Origin of the sequence: Dinoroseobacter sp. PD6 (assembly GCF_028807315.1) — a bacterium.
Lineage (GTDB): Bacteria > Pseudomonadota > Alphaproteobacteria > Rhodobacterales > Rhodobacteraceae > Dinoroseobacter > Dinoroseobacter shibae.
This window is the reverse complement of the sequence record NZ_JARAMN010000014.1, coordinates 60,218-72,662: the sequence shown is the minus strand read 5'-3', so window position 1 is coordinate 72,662 and position 12,445 is coordinate 60,218. Positions and strand designations below refer to the sequence as shown.

13 protein-coding genes are annotated in these 12,445 nt (G+C 69.0%); 10 read left to right on the top strand and 3 right to left on the bottom strand.

Going from position 1 to position 12,445, the window contains the following annotated elements; genetic code table 11:
• Nucleotides 1-48: 48 nt before the first annotated feature.
• From PVW48_RS18650 to paaE, 9 genes are all read left to right on the top strand, one after another.
• Complete coding sequence (locus PVW48_RS18650) at nucleotides 49-999, top strand: MBL fold metallo-hydrolase (RefSeq protein ID WP_274582445.1); 951 nt, start codon at nucleotides 49-51, stop codon at nucleotides 997-999.
• A gap of 29 nt (nucleotides 1,000-1,028) precedes the next feature.
• Nucleotides 1,029-2,654 carry an FAD-dependent oxidoreductase gene (locus PVW48_RS18645; RefSeq protein ID WP_274582444.1) on the top strand — a complete coding sequence of 542 codons (1,626 nt, stop codon included), beginning with the start codon at nucleotides 1,029-1,031 and terminating at the stop codon, nucleotides 2,652-2,654.
• A gap of 2 nt (nucleotides 2,655-2,656) precedes the next feature.
• A complete protein-coding gene (locus tag PVW48_RS18640; RefSeq protein ID WP_274582443.1) occupies nucleotides 2,657-2,842 on the top strand; it encodes a DUF2783 domain-containing protein in 186 nt (61 codons plus the stop codon).
• Nucleotides 2,843-2,967: 125 nt separating this feature from the next.
• Nucleotides 2,968-4,170, top strand: coding sequence for a 3-oxoadipyl-CoA thiolase (gene pcaF / locus PVW48_RS18635; RefSeq protein WP_274582442.1), 1,203 nt, complete (start codon nucleotides 2,968-2,970; stop codon nucleotides 4,168-4,170).
• A gap of 17 nt (nucleotides 4,171-4,187) precedes the next feature.
• Nucleotides 4,188-5,165, top strand: a complete 978-nt coding sequence (gene paaA / locus PVW48_RS18630) for a 1,2-phenylacetyl-CoA epoxidase subunit PaaA (protein ID WP_274582441.1) — start codon at nucleotides 4,188-4,190, stop codon at nucleotides 5,163-5,165.
• Nucleotides 5,162-5,494 (top strand): 1,2-phenylacetyl-CoA epoxidase subunit PaaB, encoded by a 333-nt coding sequence (gene paaB, locus PVW48_RS18625; RefSeq protein ID WP_012187212.1) that lies wholly within the window; start codon nucleotides 5,162-5,164, stop codon nucleotides 5,492-5,494. Before paaA ends, paaB begins: the two co-directional genes overlap by 4 nt.
• Complete coding sequence (gene paaC, locus PVW48_RS18620) at nucleotides 5,494-6,261, top strand: 1,2-phenylacetyl-CoA epoxidase subunit PaaC (protein WP_274582440.1); 768 nt, start codon at nucleotides 5,494-5,496, stop codon at nucleotides 6,259-6,261. Before paaB ends, paaC begins: the two co-directional genes overlap by 1 nt.
• A gap of 1 nt (nucleotide 6,262) precedes the next feature.
• A complete protein-coding gene (gene paaD / locus PVW48_RS18615) occupies nucleotides 6,263-6,721 on the top strand; it encodes a 1,2-phenylacetyl-CoA epoxidase subunit PaaD (RefSeq protein WP_012187214.1) in 459 nt (152 codons plus the stop codon).
• A 12-nt stretch (nucleotides 6,722-6,733) separates the two neighbouring features.
• Nucleotides 6,734-7,804, top strand: coding sequence for a 1,2-phenylacetyl-CoA epoxidase subunit PaaE (gene paaE, locus PVW48_RS18610; protein ID WP_274582439.1), 1,071 nt, complete (start codon nucleotides 6,734-6,736; stop codon nucleotides 7,802-7,804).
• A gap of 8 nt (nucleotides 7,805-7,812) precedes the next feature.
• Here paaE and PVW48_RS18605 read toward each other — a convergent pair whose 3' ends face one another.
• From PVW48_RS18605 to paaI, 3 genes are read right to left on the bottom strand one after another with little or no spacing between them, the layout of a single operon-like run.
• Nucleotides 7,813-8,409, bottom strand: coding sequence for a TetR/AcrR family transcriptional regulator (locus PVW48_RS18605; protein WP_274582438.1), 597 nt, complete (start codon nucleotides 8,407-8,409; stop codon nucleotides 7,813-7,815).
• A gap of 2 nt (nucleotides 8,410-8,411) precedes the next feature.
• Nucleotides 8,412-9,722 carry a phenylacetate--CoA ligase PaaK gene (gene paaK, locus PVW48_RS18600; RefSeq protein ID WP_012187217.1) on the bottom strand — a complete coding sequence of 437 codons (1,311 nt, stop codon included), beginning with the start codon at nucleotides 9,720-9,722 and terminating at the stop codon, nucleotides 8,412-8,414.
• A gap of 22 nt (nucleotides 9,723-9,744) precedes the next feature.
• A complete protein-coding gene (gene paaI / locus PVW48_RS18595; RefSeq protein ID WP_012187218.1) occupies nucleotides 9,745-10,170 on the bottom strand; it encodes a hydroxyphenylacetyl-CoA thioesterase PaaI in 426 nt (141 codons plus the stop codon).
• Between the two features lie 212 nt (nucleotides 10,171-10,382).
• On the opposite strand from paaI, the gene PVW48_RS18590 reads away from it, so the two are divergent.
• A complete protein-coding gene (locus PVW48_RS18590) occupies nucleotides 10,383-12,404 on the top strand; it encodes a 3-hydroxyacyl-CoA dehydrogenase NAD-binding domain-containing protein (protein WP_274582437.1) in 2,022 nt (673 codons plus the stop codon).
• Nucleotides 12,405-12,445 lie beyond the last annotated feature (41 nt).

The window sequence follows — 12,445 nt, the reverse complement described above, 5'->3', positions numbered from 1 at the left end:
CAACAGACTGCCCCGGCATGCGCGCCGCATCAGACAGAGGAACATCCCATGGCAAAGGCCTTCGCATCCCAGGGCGACATGACCGAGAAGACCATCACCTTCGACGAGGTCGGCCGGGGCGTCTATGCCTTCACCGCCGAGGGCGATCCGAATTCGGGCGTGATCATCGGCGATGACAGCGTCATGATCGTCGAGGCGCAGGCCACCCCGCGCCTGGCGCAGAAGGTGATCGAGCGGGTGCGCAGCGTCACCGACAAGCCGATCAGCCACCTGGTGCTGACCCATTACCATGCGGTGCGGGTGCTCGGCGCGTCGGCCTACGGGGCGGGGCAGATCATCATGTCCGACACCGCCCGCGCCATGGTCGCCGAACGCGGGCAGGAGGACTGGGACAGCGAGTTCCAGCGCTTTCCGCGCCTCTTCGAAGGGCACGAGTCGATCCCCGGCCTGACCTGGCCGACCACGACCTTTTCCGACAGCATGACCGTCTATCTCGGCACCCGCCGGATCGATATCCGCAAGATCGGGCGCGCCCATACCGCCGGGGACGCGGTGATCCATGTGCCCGACGAAAACGTCATGTTCACCGGCGACATCGTCGAGGACCGCTCCGCGTGTTATTGCGGCGACGGGCATTTCGGCGACTGGGGCCGAACGCTCGACGCGATCCTGGCCTGCGACGTGGACGCGGTCGCCCCCGGGCGCGGCGGGGCGCTGATCGGCAAGGAGGCGGTGCAGCGCGCCATCGCCAGCACCCGCGACTTCGTCGACAGCACCTATCGCCCGGCGGCCCGTGTGGCCGCGCGCGGCGGCTCGCTCAAGGAGGCGTGGGACGCCGTGCGCGCCGCCTGCGACCCGAAATTCGCCGATTACGCGATCTACGAGCATTGCCTGCCCTTCAACGTGGCCCGGGCCTTCGACGAGGCGCGCGGCATCGACACGCCCCGGATCTGGACCGCCCAGCGGGATCTCGAAATGTGGGAGGCGTTGCAGGGCTGAGCCCGGCCCGCACCGTGCACGGAGGCCCCATGCTGCAAGACCGCTACGCCCTCGCCTTTCGGCTCTATCCTTACCGCAAATGCGCCGATCAGGACGCTCCAGCACCGCGCCGCCACAAGGTCGTGGTGGTCGGCGGCGGGCCCATCGGGCTGGCCACCGCGCTCGATCTCGGGCGGCAAGGGGTGCCGGTGCTGCTGCTCGACGATCACGAGGGGATCGGCATGGGCAGCCGGGCGATCTGTTTCTCCAAGCGCACCCTGGAGATCGCCGCGCGCTATGGCTGCGCGGGCCCGATGCTCGACAAGGGGGTGGTGTGGAACGTGGGCAAGGTGTTCCAGGACGACCGGCAGGTGTTCGAGTTCAACCTGCTGCCGGAGGCCGGCCATGCCCACCCGGCCTTCATCAACCTGCCGCAACCCTGGTTCGAGAAATACCTCTTCGACCAAATCTGCACCGCGCAACAGGCCGGCGCGCCGATCGAGATCCGCGGCCGCAACCGGGTGGAGGGGATCGAAACCCATGCCGATCACGTCGCCCTGGACGTGGCGACCCCCGACGGCCCCTACCGGGTCGAGGCCGATTGGGTGATCGGTTGCGACGGGGCGGGCTCGCCGCTGCGGGCGATGCTGGGGCTCGATTTCAAGGGGCGCGTCTTCCAGGACAGCTTCCTGATCGCCGATATCCGCATGCGCTCCGACGATTTTCCGACCGAACGCTGGTTCTGGTTCGAGCCTTGGTTCAAATCCGGTGCCTCCACCCTGCTGCACCGCCAGCCTGACGATATCTGGCGGGTGGATTTCCAGATCGGCTGGGACGTGGACCGGGCCGAGGAATTGAAAGAGGCCAACATCCGCCGCAGGCTCGACGCGATGCTGGGGGCAGAGGTCGCGTACGACATCGTCTGGTCCTCGATCTACACTTTCCAGTGCCGCCGGATGGAGAAATTCCGCCACCACCGGGTGATCTTTGCCGGGGACGCGGCGCACCAGGTCTCCCCCTTCGGCGCGCGCGGGGCCAACTCGGGCATGCAGGACGTGGACAACCTGGGCTGGAAACTGGGTCTGGTGATCACGGGGCAGGCCCCCGACACCCTGCTCGACAGCTATGATCACGAAAGGATCCAGGGCGCGGACGAGAATATCCTGCATTCGACCCGGGCCACGGATTTCATCACCCCGAAATCCAAGGTCAGTCACCTCTTCCGCAACGCGGTGCTGCACCTGGCCGAGAAGCATCCCTTCGCCCGACCCCTCGTGAATTCCGGGCGGCTGTCGGTGCCGTGTGTCTATGACGGCTCGCCGCTCAACGGCCCGGACGCCCTGCCCGGCGGCCCGGCGCGCACCCGGGTGGGCAGCCCCTGCGCCGACGCCCCCCTGGGCGCGGATTTCCTGCTGCGGCAGCTGGGCGACGGCTTCGTCCTGCTGGCGATCGACCGGGCGGTGCCGGACGAGATCGCGCTGGACGGCCCACCGGTCCGCGCCTTGCGCATCTCCAAGGCGGACGATCCCAGCGGGGCGCTGGCCGCGCGCTACCTCGGGACCGCCGAAGGGGCGGTCTATCTCATCCGCCCGGATCAGCATGTGGCCGCCCGCTGGCCCGCCTTCGATGCGGGGGCCGTGCAGGCCGCCCTGACCACCGCCTGCGGAAAGGACTGACCATGACCCGGCTCAACACCGACCCGAATATCGACGCTCCGGACGATTTCTACGCCGCCCTGCTCGCCGCGCACGAAGGCAAGACCGACGCCGAAAGTGCCGCCTTCAATGCCCGGCTGATCCTGGTGCTGGCCAACCATATCGGCGACCGCGACGTGCTGGAGGCCGCCCTGGCCGCGGCGCAGTAGCCCCGCCGCCTGCCGAACATGTTACAGAATTCCAGCCACCCCGCATAATCGTAACTTTTTTCTTGAGCGACTCTGCGCGGCGGCATATACCGACCACACGGTCGATTAACCCCGGGGGGAGCGCGGTGGACGCAGTGATTTGCGATGGGGTCCGAACCCCGATCGGGCGCTATGGCGGGGCGCTGTCCTCGGTGCGGGCCGATGACCTCGCCGCCCTGCCCATCGCCGCCCTGATGGCGCGCAATCCGGGCGTGGACTGGGCCCGGGTCGACGAGGTGATCTATGGCGCCGCGAACCAGGCCGGGGAAGACAACCGCAACGTCGCGCGCATGGCCGCCCTGCTCGCCGGTCTGCCCGAGGAGGTGCCCGGCCTCACGGTGAACCGGCTCTGTGCCAGTGGCATGGACGCGGTCGGCGCTGCCGCGCGCGGGATCAAGGCCGGGGAATATGACCTGGCCATCGCCGGCGGGATCGAGAGCATGAGCCGCGCGCCCTTCGTCATGCCCAAGGCCGAGAGCGCATTTGCCCGCGCCGCCACGGTCCACGACACCACCATCGGCTGGCGCTTCGTCAACCCGAAGATCGCGGCAACGCATGGCATCGATACGATGCCGCAAACCGCCGACACCGTCGCCGCCGCCTACGAGATCAGCCGCGCCGACCAGGACGCCTTCGCCGCGCGGTCCCAGGCCCGCTGGGCCGCCGCCGACGCAGCCGGGCTCTTTGCCGACGAGATCGTGCCCGTCCCGGTGCCCCAGCGCGGGAGTGCCCCGATCCTCGTGGACCGGGACGAACACCCCCGCCCGGGCACCGATGCCGCCCGGCTGGCCGGGCTGAAGGGCATTAACGGGCCCGGTCTGTCGGTCACGGCGGGCAATGCCAGCGGCGTGAACGACGGCGCCGCGGCGCTGCTGATCGCGTCGGCCGCCGCGGCGCGGGCCCATGGGCTGACCCCGATGGCGCGGGTGGTCGGCATGGCCTCCGCCGGGGTGGCGCCGCGTGTCATGGGAATCGGCCCCGTGCCCGCCAGCCGCAAGCTGCTGGACCGCGCGGGCCTGACCCTCGACCAGATGGACGTGATCGAGCTGAACGAGGCCTTCGCGAGCCAGAGCCTCGCGACACTGCGCCAGCTTGGCCTGGCCGATGATGATGTCAGGGTGAACCCCAATGGCGGCGCCATCGCCATGGGCCATCCGCTGGGCATGTCCGGCGCGCGGCTGGTGCTGACGGCGGCGCATCAGCTCAGGCGCACGGGCGGGCGCTATGCGCTCTGCACCATGTGCGTCGGCGTGGGCCAGGGCACGGCCCTGATACTCGAACGCGTCTGACCCGGGAGGAACACGACATGTATGCACAGATGATCGCATCCGAAGCGAGCCGGGAGGACCCGGAGAAGCTGGCCGCCTTCCAGGCGCGCATCGACGCGGGCGAGAAGATCGAACCGAAGGACTGGATGCCCGAAGGCTACCGCAAGACCCTGATCCGCCAGATCGGCCAGCACGCCCATTCCGAGATCGTCGGCCAGCTGCCCGAGGGCAACTGGATCACCCGGGCCCCCACACTGGAGCGCAAGGCGATCCTGCTGGCCAAGGTGCAGGACGAGGCGGGCCATGGGCTCTATCTCTATTGCGCGGCCGAGACCCTGGGCGTGTCGCGCGACGAACTGACCGAGATGCTGCTGGATGGCCGCATGAAATACAGCTCGATCTTCAACTACCCGACCCTGACCTGGGCCGATATGGGGGCGGTCGGCTGGCTGGTCGATGGTGCGGCGATCATGAACCAGGTGCCGTTGCAGCGGACCTCCTTCGGGCCCTATGCCCGGGCGATGATCCGGATCTGCAAGGAGGAATCGTTCCACCAGCGGCAGGGCTATGACATCATGATGAAGATGGCCCGGGGCACGCCCGCCCAGAAGGCGATGGCCCAGAACGCGCTGGACCGGTTCTGGTATCCCGCGCTGATGATGTTCGGCCCCTCGGACAAGGACAGCGTACATTCCGCCCAGTCGATGGCCTGGAAGATCAAGATCAACACCAATGACGAACTGCGCCAGAAATTCGTCGACCAGACCGTACCCCAGGCCGAATATCTCGGGCTGACCGTGCCCGACGAGACGCTGAAATGGAACGACGACAAGGGCGGCTACGATTTCGCCGAACCGGACTGGGACGAGTTCTTCGAGGTGATCCGCGGCAACGGGCCGTGCAACACCGAACGTCTGGCGGCGCGCAACAGGGCCTGGGACGAGGGCCAATGGGTCCGCGACGGCCTTTTGGCCCATGCCGCGAAACGCAAGCACAGGACGGTGGCCGCAGAATGAGCACACAGCCCGCCGCAGATCCCGACGCGCCCGCCCCGCGCCCCCGCCGCCCCGAATGGCCCCTCTGGGAGGTGTTCATCCGTGGTCAGCACGGGCTGAGCCACCGCCATGTCGGCAGCCTGCATGCCCCGGACGAAGAGATGGCGATCAAGCATGCCCGCGACGTCTATACCCGCCGCAACGAGGGCGTCAGCATCTGGGTGGTGGAGGCGCGCCACATCGCGGCCTCCAGCCCGTCGGAGAAAGGGCCGCTCTACGAACCCTCCGAGAGCAAGGTCTACCGGCATCCGACCTTCTTCGACATCCCCGACGACGTGGGGGCGATGTGATGGGACAGGCGGAACCGGACCCGCTCTTCGCGTTTCTGTGCCGGATGGGCGACAACACGCTGGTGCTCGGCCACCGGGTCAGCGAGTGGTGCGGCCATGCGCCGGTGCTGGAGGAGGACATCGCCCTGGCCAACACCGCGCTCGACCTGATCGGCCAGACCCAGATGTGGCTCGGCCATGCGGGCGCGGTCGAGGGCAAGGGCCGCTCGGCGGACGATCTGGCGATGCTGCGCGACGTGTGGGATTTCCGCAACCTGCTGCTGGTCGAGCAGCCCAATGGCGATTTCGGCCAGACCATGATGCGCCAGTTCCTGTTCGATGCGTGGCACCTGCAGATGTTGCGCGCCCTGACCGGGTCGTCGGAGCCGCAGGTGGCCGCGATCGCGGCCAAGTCGGTCAAGGAGGTGCAGTACCATCTCGAACGCTCCGGCGAGATGGTGATCGGGCTGGGCGACGGCACCGCCGAGAGCCATGGCCGGATGCAGGCGGCGCTCGATCTGCTGTGGCCCTATGTGGGCGAGATGTTCCAGCCCGACCCGGTGGACAGGGCGATGGCCGCCGCCGGGATCGCCCCGGACCCGGCCGGTCTGCGGGCGGGGTTCGACGCCCATGTGGACGCGGTGCTGGCCGAGGCGACCCTGTCGATCCCCGAAGGCGGCTTTGCCCAGACCGGCGGCAAGACCGGGTTCCAGCACTCCGAGCACCTGGGACACATGCTGACCCAGATGCAATGGCTGCAACGGGCCTATCCCGGGGCCAGGTGGTAGGATGCAACCCGCCCCGGCAGAGATCTGGGCCTGGCTCGACGCGGTGCCCGACCCCGAGATCCCGGCGATCTCGGTGGTGGATCTGGGCATCGTGCGCGACGTGGCCTGGGACGGCGACACCCTGGAGGTCGCGGTGACCCCGACCTATTCGGGCTGCCCGGCCACCCGGGTCATCGCGATGGATATCGAGACCGCGCTGCACGCCCGCGGGCTGGACAAGGTCCGCATCAGGACACAGATCAGCCCGCCCTGGACCACCGACTGGCTGTCGGAAAAGGGCCGTGCAAAGCTGCTGGACTACGGCATCGCGCCCCCCCGGGCGGCGGGCGGGCCGGACAGCTGCCCGCGCTGCCGATCCACCAACGTCACCCGGATCAGCCAGTTCGGATCGACCCCGTGCAAGGCGCAATGGCGCTGCGCCGACTGCCTCGAACCCTTCGACTATTTCAAGTGCATCTGAGGAGCGCGTGTGATGGCCCGTTTTCATCCCCTGTCCGTCACCGATGTCCGCAAGACCATTCGCGACGCGGTCGTGGTGACGCTGAAACCCGTCGATGGGGGCGATTTCGAGTTCATCCAGGGTCAGTACCTGACCTTCCGGCGGTCCTTCGACGGCACCGAGCTGCGCCGCTCCTACTCGATCTGCGCCGGACGGGATGACGGCGTGCTTCAGGTCGGCATCAAGCGGGTCGAGGGCGGCGCGTTCTCGACCTGGGCCAATGACAGCCTCGCGCCCGGCATGACCCTGGAGGCGATGGTGCCCATGGGCAGCTTCCACACGCCCCTCGACCCGCACACGCCCCGCAACTATCTCGCCTTCGCCGGGGGTTCGGGCATCACGCCGATCCTGTCGATCCTGAAGACCGTGCTCGCCCGGGAGCCCGGCAGCCGCTTCACGCTGGTCTATGCCAACCGGGGTGTGAACACGATCATGTTCCGCGAGGAGCTGGAGGATCTCAAGAACCTGCACATGGGACGGCTGACCGTGATCCACGTGCTCGAAAGCGACGCGCAGGAGATCGACCTGTTCACCGGCCGGGTCGACGGGGCGAAATGCGACGCCCTGTTCGCCCACTGGATCGACATCGACAGCATCGACACCGCCTTCATCTGCGGGCCCGAACCGATGATGCTGGGCATCGCGGCGGCGCTGCGGGCGCACGGGATGACCGACGACCGGATCAAGTTCGAACTTTTCGCCAGCGGCCAGCCCGGGCGCCTGCCGCGCAAACCCGGCGCCGCCGCCGGTCACGACCCCGAGGCCCGGGCGACCGCGGCCACCGTCACCATGGACGGCGCGGCGCGCAGCTTTGCCATGGACAAGGACCAGTCGATCCTCGACGCGGCGCTCGCGAACGCACTGGATGCGCCCTATGCCTGCAAGGCCGGGGTCTGCTCCACCTGCAAGTGCAAGGTGCTGGAGGGGGAGGTGGAGATGATCGCCAACCACGCGCTGGAAGATTACGAGGTGGCAAGGGGGTACGTGCTGTCCTGCCAGTCCTACCCGGTGACGGACCGGGTTGTGGTGACCTACGACCACTAGGGCCGGGCTCAGAGCCCGCGCAGCCCCGACAGGGTCAGCCGCGTGACCAGCCCGGCGTAGTCGTCCCGCGCCTGCCGGTCGGCGGGGCTGTTCCACATGTAGAACCAGTTGAGCATTCCGAAGATCGACATCACCGTCGCACGCAGCTTGCGCGAGTCCTGCGCGAACGCCTCCGGTGCGACTGCGGCCACGATGCCGCTCATCTGCCCCACGAGGTCGCGCTGATAGGCCTTGAGGATCTTCTGCTGCTCCGGGGGCAGCAACGGGATGCCCTCGGTCTGGATCTTGTGCTCGTGATCCATCCCCTCATAGGCGCGCAGGGTCTCGGTCACGATCCGCCCGAGCTGCGCCTCGGGGGCGAGCCCGGCCAGGTCCAGCCCGAGGATGCGGTCGCGCAGGGCCGACAGGTAAGTGTCGAGGATATCGAAGAGCAGCGCGTCCTTGCTGCTGTAATAGTGATAGATATTGGCCTTCGAGATGCCGCAATCCTTCGCCACCTGGGCCATCGAGGCGCGCGCGAACCCCTGGTCCGCGAAGACGCGGGCCGCGACCTTCAGGATATGCATCCGCTTCGCGTCGTGGTCCTTGGCGATGGGGCGCGACACGGCTAGTCCTTCTTGCGGTTGTCGATGACGCGGACGGCCTTGCCCTGGCTGCGCGCGACCGAGCCGGGGTCGCCGACGACCACTTCGATGGACACCCCGACCATGTCCCGGACATGCTTGGTCAGGACACGGGCCGCGGCGGTTCGCGACAGCTCGTCCGCCGCCGCCGGGGTCGCCTCGACGAAGACCCGCATCGCGTCCAGCCGCCCCGAGGTGTAGAGTTCGATCTGGAAATACGGGCCCAGCCCGCCGGTGGCCATCACCTGTTCCTCGATCTGGGTCGGAAAGACATTGACCCCGCGCAGGATCATCATGTCGTCGGAGCGCCCGGTGATCTTTTCGATCCGCCGCATGCTGCGCGCCGTGCCGGGCAGAAGCCGGGTCAGATCGCGCGTGCGGTAGCGGATCATCGGCATCCCCTCCTTGGTCAGGGTGGTGAAGACCAGCTCGCCCTCCGCACCGTCCTTTAGCACCTCGCCGGTCTGCGGGTCGATGATCTCCGGATAGTAATGGTCTTCCCAGACATGGAGCCCGTCCTTGGTCTCCACGCATTCATTGGCCACCCCCGGCCCCATGACCTCGCTCAGCCCGTAGATGTCCACCGCGTGCATGTCGAAGGCCTCTTCGACCTCCTGGCGCATGGCGTTGGTCCAGGGCTCGGCCCCGAACACGCCCACCTGCAACGAGGATTGCCGCGGATCCAGACCCGCCTTGTGGAACCCTTCAAGGATATTGAGCATGTAGGACGGCGTCACCATGATGGCGGTCGGCCGGAAATCATGGATCAGGCTGACCTGCTTTTCGGTCTGCCCGCCGCCCATGGGAATGACCGTCGCGCCCAGCTTCTCGATGCCGTAATGGGCGCCCAGACCCCCGGTGAACAGCCCGTAGCCATAGGCATTGTGGATCATGTCGCCCGCCCTGAGGCCGGAGGCCCGCAGGCTGCGCGCCAGGGTGTCGGCCCAGACCTCGATATCGTGGCGGGTATAGACCACCACCGTCGGCTTGCCCGTGGTCCCCGACGAGGCATGCACCCGCACCAGCCTGTCGCGCGGCACCGCCGACATGCCGAAAGGATAGTGGTCGCGCAGGTCGCTCTTGTGGGTGAAGGGAAACTTCGCGAGATCCTTCAAGTCGCGCAGGTCGTCGGGATGCACACCGGCCGCGTCGAACCGGGCGCGATACATCGGCACATTGTCATAGGCATGGCGCAGGGACCATTTCATCCGGTCGAGCTGGAGCGCCGCAATCTCGTCGCGGCTGGCGATCTCGATCGGGTCCAGCTCCGCCCGGTTCGGGCTCAGGTCTTTCATGTGGGCTCCTCCCTCCCTGGGATCATTCCTCGAACAGCCGACCCTTGATCGCGCGGGACAGGCCGCGCATCTCGGCGACGGTCCGGTCGTCCTGATCCGCGACGCGTATGTCGTAGATGCCGCTGCGCCCGGTCAGCGAAAGCTCCCGCGCCGTGGCCGTCAGGGTGTCGCCCAGTTGGGCGGGGGCGATGTAGGTGATCGCATTGTGCTGGGCGACCGTCGCCTGGTTGCGGCTGTTGCAGGCAAAGGCGAAGGCGCTGTCGGCCAGGGCGAAGGTGATGCCGCCATGGCAGATCCCGTGCCCGTTGCAATGGTGGGCGGCCACCTCCAGGGTCAGGGTTGCGGTCCCCACATCGACCGACACGAGCCGCATGCCCAGCCATCTGGAGGCCTGGTCCGAGGACCACATGGCCTCAGCGGCGCGGCGGGCGCGCTCCTGCGGTGTCAACGCCCGGCCCCCCGGACCGGAGCCCGGCCGCGCGGGCCAGCGGCGAGTCGCCCCCCGCGGGTCGCGACGATTTCGGTTGCCGTCTCAATGTCTTGCATCCGCGCGGGATCAGTCATTCCGGGTCACTTTCTGGCCAGCCCGAAATGATCCTTGCATAAACCGACCGGTTGGTCAATTAATGTCGGGGTACCGAGTCAGCAAGGGAAGCCGCCGTGGGGGGCATCGTCGACACGCGCGTGGATACCGACACCGGCCTCGCCTGGGTGACCGTGGACAACCCGCCGGTCAATGCGACCTCGACCGCGGTGCGCCAGGGCCTGCTCGACGCCGTCACCCGGGTGCAGGGGGCGCGGCTGGCGATCCTGCGTTGCGCGGGCCGCACCTTCATCGCCGGCGGCGACATGCGCGAGTTCGACGCCCCGCCGCAGCCGCCGGACCTTCCCGACGTGGTCGACGCGATCGAGGCCAGCGCCACGCCCTTCGTCGCGGTGATGCAGGGCACGGTGCTGGGCGGGGGGCTCGAAATCGCCATGGGCTGCGCCTATCGCATCGCGGCGCCGGGCACACGGTTCGGGCTGCCCGAGGTGACCGTCGGGCTGATCCCCGGCGCGGGCGGCACCCAGCGCGCGCCACGCCTGTTCGGCTGGGACGCGGCCATCGACATGGCCTGCGCGGGCAAGCTGCTGAGCGCGCAGGAGGCCCACGCCCGCGGCGCGCTCGATGCCATCGCCGACGACCCGGAGGCCGCCGCGCGCGCCTTGGTGCCCGAGCCCCGGATCCCGGTCTCCGAACGCCCCGCACCACCGCCACCCGACAGCGCCCGGATCGCCGCGCACCGCCGCACCCTGGCCGCGCGCGCCCGCGGGCAAACCGCCCCCCTGCAGGCGCTCGACGCGCTGCTCTGCGCCACGGGGCCCTTCCGCGAAGGCCAGCGGAAGGAACGCGCGCTGCACCTGTCCCTGCGCGCCTCCGATCAAAGCCGCGCCCTGCGGCATGCGTTCTTCGCCGAACGCACCGTGGCGCGCCCCGCGGTGATCCGGGACAGGACACCGCGCGAGATCGCCCGCATCGCGGTCATGGGCGGCGGGCTGATGGGGGCGGGCATTGCCGCCGCCTGCCTCGGCGCGGGCTACCGGGTCGACTTGCTGGAACGGGACGCCGCCACCGCCGAGGCGGCCCGCGACCGGGTGCGGGGGCTGATCGCCGGGGCGCTGCGCCGTGGCAAGATCGACCAGGCCCGCCATGACGCGCACTGCGCGGCCCTGCGCACCGGGGTCGGTATCGGGCACGCCGCAGAGGCCGATCTCGCCATCGAAGCGGTGTTCGAAGAGACCGCCACGAAACGGGCGGCCTTCGCCGCGCTGGCGCAGGTCATGGCCCCCGACGCGATCCTGGCAACCAACACCTCCTATCTCGATCCGCGCGAGATCTTCGCGGGCATCCCCGCTCCCGACCGCTGTCTCGGGCTGCATTTCTTCGCCCCGGCCCATGTGATGAAGCTGCTGGAGGTGGTGCGCCTGCCCGAGACCTCCGCCGAGACCCTCGCCACGGCCTTCGCCCTGGCCGGGCGGCTGCGCAAGGTGGCGGTCCTGTCGGGGATCTGCGACGGGTTCATCGGCAACCGGATGCTCGCGGCCTACCGGCGGGCGGCGGAATACATGCTGGCCGACGGCGCCCTGCCCGAGCAGATCGACGGGGCCATGCGCGCCTTCGGCATGGCCATGGGCCCGTTCGAGGCGCAGGATCTCAGCGGGCTGCACATCGCCGAGGCCAACCGCCGTCGACAGGACGCGACGCGCCCGGCGCGCGAACGCTACGTCACCCTCTCGGACCAGCTCTGTGCGCTGGGGCGGACCGGACAGCGCGCCGGCAAAGGCTGGTATGCCTATGCCGAGGGCGACCGCCGCCCCCGCGTCGACCCGGCGGTGACCTCCCTGATCACCGACTATTCCGCCGCGCACGGCCTGCCGCGCCGCGCCCAGGACGCGGGCGAGATCCAGGCCCGGCTGCTGGCGGTCCTGGCCAATGAAGGCGCACGCCTGGTCGAGGAGGGCATCGCCGACAGCGACGCCGCCGTCGACATGGTCAAGCTGCACGGCTACGGCTTCCCGCGCTGGCGCGGCGGGCCGCTCTTCGCCGCCCGACAGGCGGGCGATGCCACCATCCGCGCCGCCCTCGATGCGCTCGACGCCGCAAGCCCCGGCTCCTGGGTCCGGGCGCAGCGCTACCGCTGACAGCGGCCCCGGGATGCCCGGCCCAAGGAAAAGGAAAGACC